The organism is Streptosporangium sp. NPDC006930, assembly GCF_040635605.1.
Lineage (GTDB): Bacteria > Actinomycetota > Actinomycetes > Streptosporangiales > Streptosporangiaceae > Streptosporangium.
In genome coordinates, this window is record NZ_JBEYID010000013.1 from 97775 (window position 1) to 111997 (window position 14223).

General features: G+C 66.9%; 18 protein-coding genes and 1 tRNA gene. 7 read left to right on the forward strand and 12 right to left on the reverse strand.

Annotated features, from left to right (window positions below; translation table 11 throughout):
* Nucleotides 1-83: 83 nt before the first annotated feature.
* From ABZ664_RS22875 to ABZ664_RS22890, 4 genes are all read right to left on the reverse strand, one after another.
* Nucleotides 84-1475, reverse strand: coding sequence for an FAD/NAD(P)-binding oxidoreductase (locus ABZ664_RS22875; protein ID WP_362513262.1), 1392 nt, complete (start codon nt 1473-1475; stop codon nt 84-86).
* Complete coding sequence (locus tag ABZ664_RS22880) at nt 1472-1726, reverse strand: ferredoxin (RefSeq protein WP_362513265.1); 255 nt, start codon at nt 1724-1726, stop codon at nt 1472-1474. The genes ABZ664_RS22875 and ABZ664_RS22880 overlap by 4 nt, the downstream gene beginning before the upstream one ends.
* Before the next feature lie 536 nt (nt 1727-2262).
* On the reverse strand, nt 2263-2889 hold the full coding sequence (locus tag ABZ664_RS22885; protein WP_362513268.1) for an ATP-binding protein: 627 nt from the start codon (nt 2887-2889) through the stop codon (nt 2263-2265).
* Between the two features lie 194 nt (nt 2890-3083).
* The gene (locus ABZ664_RS22890) at nt 3084-3455 is read right to left on the reverse strand and encodes an STAS domain-containing protein (protein WP_362513271.1); all 372 of its coding nucleotides are present in this window, start codon (nt 3453-3455) and stop codon (nt 3084-3086) included.
* 437 nt (nt 3456-3892) lie between these two features.
* On the opposite strand from ABZ664_RS22890, the gene ABZ664_RS22895 reads away from it, so the two are divergent.
* From ABZ664_RS22895 to ABZ664_RS22905, 3 genes are all read left to right on the forward strand, one after another.
* Nucleotides 3893-4243, forward strand: a complete 351-nt coding sequence (locus tag ABZ664_RS22895; RefSeq protein WP_362513274.1) for a GNAT family N-acetyltransferase — start codon at nt 3893-3895, stop codon at nt 4241-4243.
* 418 nt (nt 4244-4661) lie between these two features.
* On the forward strand, nt 4662-4781 hold the full coding sequence (locus tag ABZ664_RS22900; protein ID WP_211264163.1) for a DLW-39 family protein: 120 nt from the start codon (nt 4662-4664) through the stop codon (nt 4779-4781).
* A 29-nt stretch (nt 4782-4810) separates the two neighbouring features.
* Complete coding sequence (locus ABZ664_RS22905) at nt 4811-5542, forward strand: HAD-IA family hydrolase (protein WP_362513277.1); 732 nt, start codon at nt 4811-4813, stop codon at nt 5540-5542.
* A gap of 148 nt (nt 5543-5690) precedes the next feature.
* On the opposite strand, the gene ABZ664_RS22910 is transcribed toward ABZ664_RS22905, so the two are convergent.
* Together ABZ664_RS22910 and ABZ664_RS22915 are read right to left on the reverse strand one after the other, a co-directional pair.
* Nucleotides 5691-6446, reverse strand: coding sequence for a GntR family transcriptional regulator (locus tag ABZ664_RS22910; RefSeq protein ID WP_362513280.1), 756 nt, complete (start codon nt 6444-6446; stop codon nt 5691-5693).
* A 116-nt stretch (nt 6447-6562) separates the two neighbouring features.
* Nucleotides 6563-7015, reverse strand: coding sequence for a winged helix-turn-helix domain-containing protein (locus ABZ664_RS22915; protein WP_362513283.1), 453 nt, complete (start codon nt 7013-7015; stop codon nt 6563-6565).
* Between the two features lie 679 nt (nt 7016-7694).
* Between ABZ664_RS22915 and ABZ664_RS22920 the strand changes: the two genes are divergently transcribed.
* The 3 genes from ABZ664_RS22920 (at nt 7695) to ABZ664_RS22930 (ending at nt 8771) form a co-directional block, all read left to right on the forward strand.
* Nucleotides 7695-7991, forward strand: coding sequence for a hypothetical protein (locus tag ABZ664_RS22920; protein WP_362513286.1), 297 nt, complete (start codon nt 7695-7697; stop codon nt 7989-7991).
* Complete coding sequence (locus tag ABZ664_RS22925) at nt 7988-8305, forward strand: hypothetical protein (protein WP_362513289.1); 318 nt, start codon at nt 7988-7990, stop codon at nt 8303-8305. Before ABZ664_RS22920 ends, ABZ664_RS22925 begins: the two co-directional genes overlap by 4 nt.
* 393 nt (nt 8306-8698) lie before the next feature.
* Nucleotides 8699-8771 (forward strand) — tRNA-Ala (locus ABZ664_RS22930).
* 61 nt (nt 8772-8832) lie between these two features.
* Here ABZ664_RS22930 and ABZ664_RS22935 read toward each other — a convergent pair.
* On the reverse strand, nt 8833-9486 hold the full coding sequence (locus tag ABZ664_RS22935; RefSeq protein WP_362513292.1) for a site-specific integrase: 654 nt from the start codon (nt 9484-9486) through the stop codon (nt 8833-8835).
* Nucleotides 9487-9738: 252 nt separating this feature from the next.
* Here ABZ664_RS22935 and ABZ664_RS22940 point away from each other — a divergent pair, with 252 nt between their 5' ends.
* Nucleotides 9739-10281: a GrpB family protein gene (locus tag ABZ664_RS22940; RefSeq protein ID WP_362513294.1), complete on the forward strand. Its 543-nt coding sequence runs from the start codon at nt 9739-9741 to the stop codon at nt 10279-10281.
* Between the two features lie 263 nt (nt 10282-10544).
* On the opposite strand, the gene ABZ664_RS22945 is transcribed toward ABZ664_RS22940, so the two are convergent.
* From ABZ664_RS22945 to ABZ664_RS22965, 5 genes are all read right to left on the reverse strand, one after another.
* On the reverse strand, nt 10545-11228 hold the full coding sequence (locus ABZ664_RS22945) for a hypothetical protein (RefSeq protein WP_362513297.1): 684 nt from the start codon (nt 11226-11228) through the stop codon (nt 10545-10547).
* Entirely contained in the window at nt 11225-11791 is a 567-nt protein-coding gene (locus tag ABZ664_RS22950; protein ID WP_362513300.1) for an RNA polymerase sigma factor, read from the reverse strand. The genes ABZ664_RS22945 and ABZ664_RS22950 overlap by 4 nt, the downstream gene beginning before the upstream one ends.
* A 255-nt stretch (nt 11792-12046) precedes the next feature.
* Nucleotides 12047-12376: a hypothetical protein gene (locus tag ABZ664_RS22955; protein WP_362513303.1), complete on the reverse strand. Its 330-nt coding sequence runs from the start codon at nt 12374-12376 to the stop codon at nt 12047-12049.
* Nucleotides 12377-12600: 224 nt separating this feature from the next.
* Nucleotides 12601-13011 (reverse strand): Rid family hydrolase, encoded by a 411-nt coding sequence (locus ABZ664_RS22960; RefSeq protein ID WP_362513752.1) that lies wholly within the window; start codon nt 13009-13011, stop codon nt 12601-12603.
* A gap of 330 nt (nt 13012-13341) precedes the next feature.
* Nucleotides 13342-14220: an alpha/beta fold hydrolase gene (locus ABZ664_RS22965; protein ID WP_362513306.1), complete on the reverse strand. Its 879-nt coding sequence runs from the start codon at nt 14218-14220 to the stop codon at nt 13342-13344.
* Nucleotides 14221-14223: the final 3 nt, after the last annotated feature.

Consider the following 14223-nt stretch of genomic DNA (forward strand, 5'->3'; position numbering starts at 1 on the left):
GGGCAGCCTTCCGGCCGGGCGGGTCAGCCGGTTCGAACGGGTGAGCCGCCTGGCAGGACAGGTCGACGGCCCGGTTCAACGAATCAACCGCCCGGCCGCGCGAACGCCACGCGCCGCTCACTCGGCTCGTAACCGGTGACCACCACCGTCGCCCCGTGGGTGATGATCTCCCGGTCGGGGAAGTGGGCGGGCACGGGCTTCATGTCGACGGGCTGGTCGGGGGTGGGACAGGAGGGCGGGAAGGGGGCCGCCGTCTCGATCAGATGCCGGTAGTGGTCGAGCCACTTGGCGTTGTCGAAGCTGACCGCCGCGGTGACCCGGCCGCGATAGCCGTACGTGGCGACGAAACGGTGCTCCTCCACCGATCCCTGCGTCACGACGACCTCGTCCGACAGGACAGGTACACCGACGGACTTGATGTTGACGCCGAACTGCGTCGACCAGAACGCCGGCATGGACAGGTGCGGCCAGCGGTCGGTCGGTGAACTCACCATGTTGTGGGCCGCGACCTGGGCCTGTTCGACCGCGTTGGCCCAGTGTTCCAGCGACAGGAATCGATACTCGTAGACCGGGTGCGGGCAGCGTGCCACGTCCCCGGCGACGAAGACGTCGTCGGTGACGAGGCCGTTGACGTCGAACGCACGGCAGCCCGAGTCGCAGGCCACGCCCCAGACACCGGCGGCCAGTCCGGAGTCCCGCAGCCATTCGGTGTTGCGCACGCCGCCGAGGGCGACCACCACCACGTCGGCGTCGACCGTGGCGCCGTCGGAGAAGTGGGCCCGGCGCACCCGTCCCCGCTCGTCCCCCTCCAGTCGCGTGACCTTGACGCCGCAGCGCAGGTCGACGCCGTGGGCACGCTGGAGGTTCGCGGCGATCGAGCCGACCATGCCTCCCAGGGCTCCCACCAGCGGGGCCTCGGCGGTCTCGGCGACGGTCACCGGTATGTCGTGTCCACGGCACACCGAGGCGATCTCGGAACCGGCGAAACCGGCCCCGACGACGAGCACCCGGCCGGGCCCGGCGGCGAGCCGCTCCCACAGGCGGCCCGAGTCCTCGCGCGTGCGGACCACGAACACGCCGTCCAGGGCGGCCTCGGACTCGTCGGCCCAGGGCCTGGCGCGCACACCGGTGGCGATCAGCAACCTGTCGAAGGGGACCTCACGCCCGTCCGCGAGGTCCACCCGCATGCCCGCGAGATCCAGCCCGGAGGCGGGCACGCCGAGCAGCCAATGCGCGTCGATCTCACGGCGCCTCGGTAGCGCGGTGCCGTCCGCGGGCACCCAGCCGGTCAGGACCTGCTTGGACAGCGGAGGCCGGTCGTAGGGTTCGCACACCTCGTCCCCGACGAGGGTGAGCGAGCCGGTGAAGCCCTCGTCGCGGAGCGCTTCGGCTGCCCGCAGTCCCGCGAGGGAGGCGCCGACGATGACGATGCGGCCGTCGCGCGGGAACGTCTCCCCGCTCCGCTCGCCGGTCACACCGTTCTCGTTCCGGTCGTCGCGGCCGTCGTCGCGGTCACGGGCGGGATCGCGACGGTGTCCAGCAGGTCGACGAGGATCGCCTGGACCGGGCAGGCGGCCGCCGCGCGCAGGACTTCTTCCCGCTGCGCCTCATCCGGGTTGGAGTGGAACATGAGCGCCTCTTCGCCCTGCATCCGGAACGTGTCCGGGGCCAGGAAGGCACACTGCGCGTATCCCTGGCACCGCGCCAGATCGACGACAACCCTCATATTGACCATCCCTTCCAAACCTGCGTACGGCTGAGTGAGACGGAGAGAACCGGGAGAACGGGGTCGACTTCTGAGGTGGACGGTCTCGGCATCGTCCCGGCGGTTGTGACCGGGCGGGTGGCTTCGCGTGCCGTCAGAGACGCTGTGGATTCCGGAAGGCCCTGGAGGACCTGTAAGGCTCCGGAAGGCTCGCGGGCGCCGTGGGTGCCAAGGGATGGGTGTCGGTTTCCTGGCTTCGCTCTCCAGGGGAGGCCGGTGTCTCCGGCGTTCCCGAGAAGCCCGGCGGGCATCGCGGATGTTCTTCGCGACGTTATCCGATAGCGCTGACCTGGCCAGATAATCGTATCGCGGGCATTTGTCCGTGACGTCGGTCTTCCGCCAGATCACGGTCAAGGATTGCGTACGGAGAAGGGTGGAACCGAGGGCGGCGCGACGGGGGATCCGTTCACCGGGGCCGATGAACCGCGAAGGCCGCCGCCCTCATGAGCGGTGTTTTGGGAATTCTCCGGTTCCTTTTAGAACGAGACCTGGAGGTCTTAGAACAAGACCTGGAGTTCGTCCTGGCCTGGATCGTCCCGTGCGGGATCGGAGACACCCCGGTTGGGATCGGCGGCGCTGGAGGTGGGGACGGTCCGTACATGGTCCGTGGTGCCGGAGGTGGGAGTGAACCGCGCGGAGTCGGTGGTGCTGGAGACGGTGGCGGTCCGTGCGTGGTCCGTGGTGCCGGAGGTGGACCGTGCGGAGTCGGCCGGATCATCGAACCCGTTCCCCTCCGCTGGAGGGACAAGGCGCATGCGCAGACGGACGCGTGACCCCTGCTCCGTCTGGTCGATGGCGAACTCGTCGCACAGTTGGTTCATCAGCCACAGGCCGAACCCGCGGACCGTCCCCGTGGGACGTTCTCTGGGGACGTACCGGGTGGTCAGGAGCCCCAGGGTGTCGGTGACGTCGACGGTCAGGTGGGTCTCGTTCTGCCAGATGGCCAACGTGCCCTTGCCGCCGCCGTGCTCCAGGATGTTGATGACCGCCTCGTTGGTGACGAGGAGGAGGTCATCCAACCGTTCGCCCCGCATGCCTGCCTGAACGGCGTGATATTGGAGACGCTCCCGCAGACCGCTGAGGTCCTCGTCGATCGGCCAGTGCTGGCCGTGGTCGCCGGTCACGACACCCCCTTGAGATCGCCTTATCTGGCAGTCACCGGGGGGCGCGCCGACTTGCTCCAGAATCAGGGCGTTGCTGACGAGTTACACGATGCTAGACACCTGCCCGCTCATTGCCAACTTACGACCGCCAGGACCAACAGATGTTCGCTCGGTCGTGCTCCCGGAAGGTGGCGGCCGGGCGGGGCCGGGATCGGTTACGACGGCTGACTCGGTCGCAGTGCCTTGAGTGCGTCGGCCACGGTGGGCTGGATGCCGAAGGCGTGGGCGAGGCCGGTCAGGTGGAAGAGCCTCTCCAGGCGGGGATGCAGGTTGGTCAGGACGATGTTGCCGCCCCGGTCCTGGACGGTCTGGCGGGTCTTCAGGAAGCTCTGGATCCCCGTGGAGTCGCAGAAGGTCAGCTCGGTCAGGTCGATGACGAGGTCGCCCCTGCTCTCGCCGATGGCGTCCTGCAGGTCGTGGTGGAAGCGCTCGGCGTTGTTGTAGTCCAGTTCGCCGGCCAGCGCGAGGAGAAGTGTCTCCTGCTCGGCGGGATCGGACATGTCGGTCACGCGGACGGTAGCGCTCACGGATATACCTCTGCAGACGGTCGGTGGGAGGAGAGCACGGCCGAGAGACGGCAGCCGGGCGTGATGCCCGTATCGAAATGGGAGAGCATGATCACCCCGGGAGCCGGGGCGGGGGCCGATCCGGTCACTCTCAGCGTACGATCCTCCGAATTCCTCTAGAGAACCCTTACGGTACAACTGAGGAGCAACCAGGCGTTATCCCACTGTGGTTACGGTGCCAGGACCCGCGGCCGGCACTGCCGTCCAGTCACACGGTTCGACGATCCGGAGCACGTGCGACAGAGACCGTCGCCGACGAACCCCGGCTCGCGAGATCAATGATCTGCCGTGTCCGTTCGACTGCTTTCCGTGACAGATCTCCTTTGTAGGGAAATCCGATCTTTCGAGGTGAATGTCCGGTTCTGTTGAGGGTAAGCCGAGAGCCGGGAATGAACGTCATGCGGGATCGGCTGACCAAGAGACCGCCGTACGACCGTATGGCGGCCTGGCGAAGGAGGACCACCATGCAGGCGGACGTCAAGCTCTCTCCCGGAGGCGATTCCTTCGTGGCCGAGGTGGACGGCAGGCCTGCCGGGCGGCTGGACCTCATCCGGCGCGATGGTGTCATCGTCTATCCCCACACCAAGGTCCAGCCGGAGTACGAGGGCCAAGGGATCGGCGCTGCGCTCGTCCGTACGGCACTGGACGCGGCCCGTGCGGAGAACGCGAAGGTCGTCCCCCTCTGCTGGTTCGTGCGGGAGTGGATCGACCGCCACCCCGACTACGCCGATCTCGTCGAAGGTGTCTGAACCTCCCCGGGCATGTCGTCGCCTGTTTTGAAGTAAAGGCCCATGTCGAGCGGGTTTGTGTCATTCGCGCTGCGCGTAATCGAGCCGGAGGGGTGAACGCGCTGGTCGTGCCGGTGGTGGGCGGTACCATTCCCGGGCGGTCGAGGACCGGAACCTCCGGGAGGGTAAAGTGGCCGCTTCACCGGGGTTATCGTGAGAACCAGGACGGTTTCGCGACAAGACTCACGGTAGGTCGTGATCGTCGGAACGCGTGCCGTACGGCATGATGCTGAAAATCACCCGGTTGGTGTAGATCGGCCCTGGGCCTGTCGTACGGACCGGATCACCGCCCGATCCCTTGCTAGGCTGCAGGGAACCGTTCGAACCGGGCGTTGTCTCACCCCGGCAGGTGAGACTTCTCAAGAAGTGGGGTCACACCGTGAAGAAGTTGCTCGTTCTGGCGCTCGTCGCCCTCGGGGGGCTGCTGGTCTGGCGCAAGGTGCAGGCCGACCGCGCCGAGCTTGACCTGTGGACCGAGGCCACCGGCAGCGAAAACTGACATACGCGGCTACCGATTCGGGTGCTTTCATGGTCCTTGCCCAAGATGGAATAACACCCATCAGGCTTGTCTGCCTGGATCTGGCAGGCACCACGATCGGTGATGTCGCCATGGTCGAGCGGGCGTTCGCCGAGGCGATCGCCACTCAGGGCATCGTGCCCGGGACCGGTGCGTACGCTCGTGCCATGGTGCACGTGCACCGGTCCCGGGGATGTCCCACGATCGATGTCTTCCGAGGCATTTTCCCGGACAACGAAGCCCAGGCCCAGGCGGCCAACCTGACCTTCGAGCGCTCCTACGAGGGCGCCATCGCACGGGCGGGTCTGGCCCCGCTGCCCGGGATCGTCGGGGCACTCGACAGGCTCCGCGGCGCCGACGTCAAGATCTGCATCACCACCGGCTTCAGCCGCGTCACCCTCAGCCGCGTGCTGAGCGTCCTCAGCTGGTCCGACAGGATCGACCTCGCCCTGTGCCCGGAAGACGCCGGACGAGGACGCCCCATGCCCGACATGATCCTCAATGCGGTCATGCGCCTCGGCATCGAGGACGTACGCCAGGTCGCCGTCGTCGGCGACTCCGAGAGCGAGATGCTCAGCGGTCGCCGGGCCGGCGCGATGATGATCGTCGGCATCATGACCGGGGTCCACAGCAGGGAACGCCTTCTCAACGGCGGAGCCACCCACATCCTTGACTCCATCACGTGCCTGCCCGGCCTTCTTGGCGTGTCCGCCGAAGCACCCTTGGCCGCCGCATCCCGCTGATGGGGAAGTAGTCCGGCCCGACGGCGGGGAAAACAAGGCCGCACAGAGATCAGTCCTTGACCGCTTCTCCTGCGGGCGAATGGGAATCTCCGTGCATTCGACCGCCATCCCCAGAATGTCGTATCAGGGGAGGACGTCGAGCCGAGTGTTACCGGTCGGGTTCTGCGTCGTGGCTGCGGGGGAGGTCGTAGCCGATTTCCCAGTGTTCGCCGGACATTCGACAGTCGTTGACTTCCAGAATCTGTCCGTCTGCGGACCGAGTGGTCCGGATGAGGCGTAGCAACGGGACGCCCGGCGCGAGCTTCAGGGAAGTCGCTTCGCTCTCGGACGGTGCCGATGCGACGACGACCTCCGACCATTGCAACGGAGCATGACCCGCCTCTTCGAGGCGGTCATAGATGCCGCCCGGCCCAGTGTCGGCCTCGGCGAGAACGGTGTCTCGGGCCAGGTCCGCCGGAAGGTAACTCGTGGCGAGCTGGACGGGATCCCCTGTCTGCGGATCGCCCATCACCCGGTCTCTGATCAGCACCTCTGTTCCCGGCTTAATGCCCAAGGCATGCGCAATGTCATGAGGAGCCGGCCCCCAGCGGACCACCGGAGGACGCAAGGCGGTCCAGGGGCGTGCGGCCGGATCGAAGTAGTAGCCGCGCTCGTCACGGTGGACCATCCGGGCACGAGTGATCCGGTTGCGCTCGTGCCGTTCCCTGACCTTTGTTCCACCTCTGCGGACCGGTGTCAGCAACCCTTCGGCGCTCAGTTGAGCGACAGCTCTGCGTACGGTCGAACGGCTGACACCGTGAAGTTTTTCCAGTTCTTCCTCTTTTGGAATGGTGTCTCCCGGTCGATATGCGCCATTCAGTATCGCTTCACGAAGTGAAGCGGCAACGGCATGCCATCGCGCCAAGTAACTTCTCTCCCTTCGAATACATCAGTATCTATTGACAGGGATTCGATGACCAGTCGAGACTGAATAGGTAGCTATCTATTGGAGAGGAGGTTGTCCGAGATGCCCACACTCGCTCACAGAATCTTGATCTCGGTCACGTGGCCAGCGAGAACTCGGCAATCTCCGTCTGCCTCCACGATGAGCACCGGAATGCCCTCGCCCAGGCGTAGTCGTCTGCGCTCCTCCGGGGTGGGCATGCGGGTTCGAACGATTGCCGGACCTCGAAGAGACACCGAGACAGGCTCGACTCGATCCCGAACATATGACCCGTCTCGGCTCACGGTACGAACAAGACCTTCACCGCGTAACTGGGCCAGCGCATCGCGAAGGGCGTCCTTGCCAACGCCGTATTCATGAGCAAGGCGCGCTTCGGGCAGGAGTTTCTGTCCGGGTGCGAGACTCCCGTCTTCGATACGCCGACGCAGGTCATCGGCGATCTGGTGGTAAGCGGGAACGTATGAGTCCGGGTCGATGCGCACGAGAGCATCGCAACAGGCCTCTTGGCTACCTCCCTTGTTGGCCAACAAGCCAACAGAATAGCGTCCAGGAAGTAACTTTTCGACCGATTCGCGGCGCTATCGCGTCGTACGCACACCTCGATCAGGAAGGGAGCACTGACCCGTGAACAACCCTGGTGCTGCGGTTCTCGACCGGGCCACGACGAGTGGCTGCGGTTGTTTCGTCGAGGTGCCGCCGCTGCCGATGGGGTGTGCGACCTGTGGACACGCCCCCTACGCGCACGGCTGCCCTGATCGGCCCGCCGATCACGAGTACGGTCAGCCTTCCGGTGACCTGCTGGAGGTCCGGCTGCGGGTTCGTCGTACCGGAGACCGTTCCCTGCCGTGCTTCGAGCCCGCCCCGGCCCCGGCCGAGGGGATTGTGGCGATACCCGAGCAGCGTCGTCCCGAGCGGAGCCCGGCCGCCGAACGGCTCGTACCGGTGTCGTCGCCTCGGCGGAGGTCCTGTCGCCCGCGCCCGGCGTCGCCGTCAGGGACCGCTCTCACCGGGCCGCCCCGGCTCGGGGGTGGACGCCACCTGGTGTCTCGCTTCGGGCGAAGAACCACCTGCGCACTGAACCGCTCAGCGGTCACTCCGTCTTCGTGCCGGTCACCTGGCCGGTACGGCGAACCCCTCCATTTCATGAGGCAGGCCCGCCCCACGCTGCCAACGACCGGGCGGGCCCTTGATCGGATCGAGGTCCAATCAGTGACAGATGGTAGTTCCACCCACCCAGAGCCCACCAGTGGTTCCACGGCGACGATTCCCGGCTGGCGGCTGATCCTCAGCGACGCCGGACGGCTGTGGGCCAGCCGCGAGCGGCCCTTCTCCGAGGTGGCCACCCACGCCGGGGCCGAGCGAACCGTAGACGCCGACGACCTGGAGACGTTGCGGGCCGAGACCGAACGGCAGGAGACCTTCGCCCGCGAAGCGGAGGAGGCGGCACGAGAACAGGGGATACGGGAGATGCCGGAGCGGGAGCAGGCCGGGCAGGTGATCTCGTGATCCGCCGCTGTCTGTCCGCCGCCCGGGGGCGTCACCGCGACGGCCAGGCCGTCATCGCGGTCCCGTGCTACACCTGGGACCACCAGGCACGAGCCGAAGCCGCGATGCTGCAGGCCACCAGACCGGGCTGGTCGGTGCTCTACGGCACCGGCAGCCGTCTGTTCCACGCCATCGCCACCTGGCCCACCCCGGAGCCGCTGATCATCTGCGACCGGACCCTGGAGGGGCTGAGGATCCAGATGTACGAGGCCGAGACGGCCGTCCTCCACCGCTGGGCCCTCACCTCCAGCTCGGTCAACATCGGCCACTTCTGACGAACGGACACGGCGGCCCCACCCCTTCCCCGGTCCAGGGGCCGCCGTGCCGTCCACGACGTACCGCGCGAGGACGAAACGCGGCGCGTCACGCGGGTCGCCCGCCCGGCCCGCCCCTGAACCGGCGCGACCGGTGCGGTCCGTGACGTACCCGACGTACCGCCTCCGCTCCTACGACCCAGGTTTGCTCGCTCGGCTCAAGCCCGTACCGGTCCGCCCGACGAGTTCATCGCCAAGGCCGGTCCCATGCCCTGAGCCCCTCTACGACCTCCGGTTGTCTCGCTCGGTACGACATGCCGGCGTCCCGCCAATCCAATTGGCGCCGGAGCGGCTCCTGTTGCTACCGTGTACGACTGAAGCAGGTCCCCTCTGAGGTGCCCGCTTGAGTAGCTCGGGGCCTTAGCTCAGTTGGCAGAGCGCCTGCTTTGCAAGCAGGATGTCAGGAGTTCGAATCTCCTAGGCTCCACTCCCTCTCAGACACGAAAAAGCCCAGGTCAGGCATGTTGCCGTAACCTGGGCTTTGATCTTCATTCGGCCTTCTTTCGCTTCCGTGCCCGTTGTGTGCCCGATCCCTTCGCAAGTGCCCCACGGGCGAGGCCGTCGAGCTTCCGTGCCACCTTCCGTTGCCGCTCGTCGGTCGAGTGCTGGTAGACCATCGCCGCCCGCGTGCTGGAGTGGCCCATGCGCTCCATCAGCTCCCGGATCGACGCCCCGGCGTTCGCGGCGAGGGTGTTGCCGGTGTGCCGCAGGTCGTGAAAGTGGACCTTCGGAAGGCCCGCGCTTACGAGAGCCTGAGCCCAGACGCGGCGGTTGAAGTTGGTGTTCCGGAGTGGACCGTCGTCCGGCCCCGCGAAGATCAGCCCCTTGTCGCCGTCCTGGGTGAAGTCCTTCACGTGCGCCCGCAGGTCCTCGATGATCAGATCGGGGATCACCACCGTCCGCTTGCCCGCTGCCGACTTGGGTTCGGTGAAGACAAGCCCCTTGCCGGTGAGCTGCATCAACTGACGCTCCACGCGCACGGTCCCGGCGTCCAGGTCAAGGCGGCGGCGCGGCGCGCCGCCGCACCCCCGGCCCTCCGCCCGCCCGCCGTCCGGACGTGCGGCCTGGGGGCCGGTCCCGGACGGCGGCGGGACACCCGGCCGGGCGCCGCACGCCATCCCCGCCGTACTGACCGTTGACACTCCGGCTGGGGGTTGCCGCGCCACCGCACAGGTGCAGCCCTCACGATCGCCACTTCCTGGCTGGCCGCCACACCTGCTTGGGGCGATCGACGAGCCAGGGTTCGTTCCTCACCCTGGCTCCCCGGGGAGCGTGGCTGATCACCGTGTTTGGTGCGGGCAGTCCAGTAAGGCTCTGTACGGATGAAGGTGGTTGACCGCCGAACTTCCTAGAGGCTGCTCACGGAAACATGTCGTGCCCATTAGGCTCCAACCGTGATAGCGGTAGTCGACTACGACCACGCATGGCCGGATCGGTTTGAGGTGCTGCGCAAGGAGTACGCCAAGGCATTAGAAGCCGCCAGCGTGCCTGTGATTTCCATCGAACATGTCGGTAGCACGTCAGTCCCTGGGCTGGCCGCCAAGCCGATCATCGACTGCGACATTGTGGTAGCAGAGCAAGATGTCGAGGCCGCCACGGACGTCCTGATTGGCCTAGGCTTCTCGCCGTTGGGCGATCGGGGAATTCCCCAGCGATGGGCATTCAAGGAACCCGCACGACTTGCCGGGACCAACACCTACGTCATCGTTGATGGGTCGCTGTCGCTCCGCAATCACCTCGCGGTCAGAGACATCCTGCGAACCAACTCGAGACTTCGTGACCAGTACGCCGCGGTGAAGAAGCGCGTTGCCGGGAAGGCCGCCAACATCGACGACTACGGCCGAGGGAAGAACGCGATGGTGCAGGCCATCCTCGTGGAGGCCGGTCTGAGTGACGGTGAACGAGCATCGATAGATAGCAACCAGGTGCCGTCATGAGATGAGCTCTGAGGTGACGAACGGCTCATCGCGACTACGCACTGCAAGGCGCGCGCGCCGACCGCCTCAGCACCGCCTGGGTTGCAGTTTGGGTTGCAGTTCACCGCCGTACCAGCTCGTTCCAGGAAGACCATCGAGGGGTGTTGGTCCAGGTGGGACTGTCCTGAACGGTCACGCCCCGAGCTGCTAATGCGGAAGGGGCCGGCCTGACGTGTGGGCCGACCGGTCCCCGCTTCAATACGTCGTCGCGGTGTGAGCCGTAGTTAGCTGCCGGGCGGAGGCGTGGCGTCACCGATGTCGAAGGCCGATGGGTCGTCGACGACCTGGCACGGCGCGACGGGGCCGTCCGTCAGGCGACCGGAGAACTGCCAGGCGACCCCGGGGCGTTCGACCGTGGGCTCCACCGGATTCTCCATCACCTCGATCAGCACGATCTGCCCGGGCTTGATATATCGGGGGTAGATCGTGATGCCGTTCTTGGCGCGGATGGCCTTGGCGGATGCCGTGTTCATCGCCCGCTCGCGTACCCGGGCCTGCACGGCGGGGTCCTTGCTCTTGAGTTCCTCGGGTGTCGTGGTGGTGCGGTCACCGGGAACGAAGGGGGCACGCGCATCTCCGCATCGCTTGCCCAGCGGAAGGTAGACGATATCCGCGGGGACACCCAGGTGGGCCATGTCCTCCTCGACTTGGCCGGGGTCCCTGAACTCGTTGATTCGCAGGTTGATCGAGCCGTCTGGGTTCTTGGTCAGGGCGTACGCCGGGGCCTGCGGCCCGAAAACCAGCGGGACGGCGACGGCAGCGGCGGCGGCGAGCCCGACGACGGCTGCCCCGCCCACGATCCTGCGGCGGTTCAGGCGGAGACGAGTCGGTGCGCGCCCCTGTGCCGCCCGTGCGGAGATCTCCGCCTTGAGCTCGTCGAGCAGTCTGTCCTCGAAGGTGCCGTTCATTTCGTTCCTTCCATCAGCGGAATGACGCCGGGAGCCTGCCGAATGGCGCGCCGGGCCCGGTGGAGTCTCACCCGGGCGGTTCCTTGCCGGATGCCGAGCACGGCGGCGGCCTCGGCTGGGCTGAGGCCGTCGACGGCTACGAGCTCCAGTAGGGCCCGGTCGCGCTCCGGCAGTGCGGCCATGGCCTCCAGGGCGCGTCGCGCCGGGGATTCGGCGTCGATTCGGTCCTCCAGCCGTGAGATGTCGTCGGCCTCCAGCAGCCGGCGTCCCGTGATCCGGCCGGTCGCTCGCATCTCTCTGGCGGAGCGTCGCCGCTCGGCTAGGACGGTGTTGCGCGCCACGCCGTACAGCCAGGCGATTTCGCTGCCCTTGCCGGGCTGGTAGGTGTGTGCCGAGTCCAGGACGGCGAGGAACACCTCGGCCGTGAGATCGGCCACGGCGTGTGGATCCGGCACGCGCCTCACGAGGAAGCGGGTTACGGCCTCGACGTGGGATCGGTAGAAAATCTCGAAGGCCTCGGGGTCCTGGACTATGTCTGTCAGTCCCCTGCGTTCAGGCAGCACCGAAGCTCCCTTTGTCATACGTGCGTCTCATCACACCCTTGCTTGGACCAAGCACGGCACACCGTTACACGGACTGAGCCTTCCGTTGTCGAGGCCGCTCGAATGGCGTGCCCGTTGCGTGCCCGATAGAGAGGGAAATGAGGGGAAGCAGCGGGGAGCCACGGGGAACGCGATCAGGGCGCGGAGCTGCGTCTTCGCAGGTCGAGCAAGATCGGCATGCGTCTTTGCAAGCAGGATGTCAGGAGTTCGAATCTCCTAGGCTCCACCAGCCAAAACACCTCTCAACCGGTCTTGGTGTGCGGCATTCGGGCCATCAACGGGCCATTGGCTCTTCTGAACCGTTCCGCCGTCATCGTTCTTCTGCTCGGCTTCCACCCGTGCGCTCAGCGCGTCGGCGACCCTCTGATCGGCGTCCCGCGTGGCGCGCTGATAGATCGGTGCGGCCCGGTCGCTGTCGTAGTGAAGCCCCTTGACGCCCAACTCCTTGAGCGCGTCCGTCCATCTGGCCTCACGCCGGAAGTTGTTGCCTCGCAGGAACCCTTCCCGCTTGCCGAGAAAGACGAAGGCGTCCGGCTCGGTACCCACGAACTCCGCCAGGTGATCGGAGAGTGCCGGGATTATCGCCAAGGGGCGGCGGCGCTGCGTGCCGGCGCCTGGCCCTGTGCCTGCGGCGCGCGCCGGACATGCGGCCTGGGGGCCGGTCTCGGCGCGCGGGCAGGGACTCCGAGCCGTCGCCGTACGCCAGCCGCGCCGCTCGGACCATGCGGTCCGCCCCTGGTCACGCCGCCGCCCAGATAGGGCCTTACTGCTCAGGAATCAAGTACGGCGGCGACGGCTTCGATTTCAACGAGCTGGTCGTCGTAACCAAGCACGGTGACTCCCATCAAGGTGCTCGGTACGTCATGGTCACCGAACGAGTCCCGGACTACCTTCCAGGCAGCCACCAAATCCTCCTGCCGGGTGGACGCGACGAGAACCCTTGTGCTGATGACGTCCTGCAATGATGCGCCAGAGGCAGTGAGAGCCGCCTGCATGTTCTCGATGGCTTTCGCTGCCTGGCCCGCGTAGTTCCCAATCGCTGCCGTCGAGCCGTCCTCGTTCAGGGGACACGCTCCGGCGAGGAAGATGAGTCGCGACTCGGCAGGCGCCGTGGCTGCGTAAGCGTACTGGGCGACGTCGGACAGAGAAGCGGCACGGATCAAAGTAATGGCGCTAGGCATGGTCACTCGGTTCCTTTCATATCGGGTACAGAGCGACCATCCTGACGTGGGCCTCCTACCTGCCGCCTCCTATTTTCACAGGCCAGGCCGCCCGTACCTCGCGGCCCGCCCATCGGCCCACGACCGGGCCCGTGCCAGTCGTCACGGCCGCACCGGGTAGGGCCCACGATGCCGTAGAACATCCCCGGCGGGATGCTCAGGCTGAGCCGGTCGACGGCGAGCACGGTACCGAAGCGCCGGGTGAGGTCCGCCACCTCGATGGCAGGGACGGAGGGGTCCAGCACAGGTTCTCCCGAACGCTTGAAGAGGAGATATCGGCAGGAACGCGCGTCACTCGGCTGTGTGCGCGAGGATGGCGTCGCCCAGTTCCTCGTGTGTCTCCGGCGGCAGCGTGTGCCCCATGCCCGCCACGATCATCAGCCGCGCCCCCGGGATCTGCTCGGCGATGACCGCGCCGTGACCCGGTTTGACCGGCTCGTGGCTGCCCTCGATGACCAGTGTGGGAGCCTGCACCCGGTGCAGCACGCCCACCGGCTCGAAGTCGGGGTCGGCCGCGGCGGCCAGCCGGTGGTTGGCCACCGCCGACAGGTCGCGGGCCCGGTCGTAGATCCGCTCCTGCAGCCGGCGTGCCGCGTCCTCGTCGAACGGCAGCCCGGTGCTGTGCAGTACCCGCTGCTCGGCGATCATGCCGTCGATCAGCGCGCGCCGGTCCTGCGGCGGTGGGGCGGCCATCAGCGTGCGGTAGAAGGCCACGAACTCCGGCGCCGGCTCCGGCAGACCGCCTTCGGGCTGCGGCTGCCCTGTCAGGGCCCGCATGAGTACCTGGCCCTCGCCGCCACCGAGCGGCGAGGAGGCGATGACGGTCAGCGAGCGCACCCGCTCCGGCCGCTCCACGGCGATGAGCTGACCGAGTAGCCCGCCGGCCGAGTGGCCGACCAGGTGCGCGCTCTCCAAGCCGTGGGCGTCCATCACGCGGTAGACGTCGCTCTTGATGTCGTCCCACGTGTACGGCTCGGTAGCGAAGTCGACGGTGCCGGACATACCGGTGTCACGGTGGTCGTACCGGATCACCCGGCGGCCTCCGGCGGTCAGGCGGCCGACGAACTCGTCCGGCCACAGGATGCCCTGCGACATCGACCCCATGATCAACAGGATCGGCGCGTCCGTCTCGGCGCCGAACTCTTCGCTCCAGATGTCTGTGTTCTGCATGTC

What these genes read in the sequence shown, in the direction of transcription:
- ABZ664_RS22880 (WP_362513265.1), bottom strand. Translation starts at nt 1,726, where the DNA reads ATGAGGGTTGTCGTCGATCTGGCGCGGTGCCAGGGATACGCGCAGTGT.
- ABZ664_RS22895 (WP_362513274.1), top strand. Translation starts at nt 3,893, where the DNA reads ATGCGGGATCGGCTGACCAAGAGACCGCCGTACGACCGTATGGCGGCC.
- ABZ664_RS22905 (WP_362513277.1), top strand. Translation starts at nt 4,811, where the DNA reads ATGGTCCTTGCCCAAGATGGAATAACACCCATCAGGCTTGTCTGCCTG.
- ABZ664_RS22945 (WP_362513297.1), bottom strand. Translation starts at nt 11,228, where the DNA reads ATGAACGGCACCTTCGAGGACAGACTGCTCGACGAGCTCAAGGCGGAG.
- ABZ664_RS22960 (WP_362513752.1), bottom strand. Translation starts at nt 13,011, where the DNA reads ATGCCTAGCGCCATTACTTTGATCCGTGCCGCTTCTCTGTCCGACGTC.
- ABZ664_RS22965 (WP_362513306.1), bottom strand. Translation starts at nt 14,220, where the DNA reads ATGCAGAACACAGACATCTGGAGCGAAGAGTTCGGCGCCGAGACGGAC.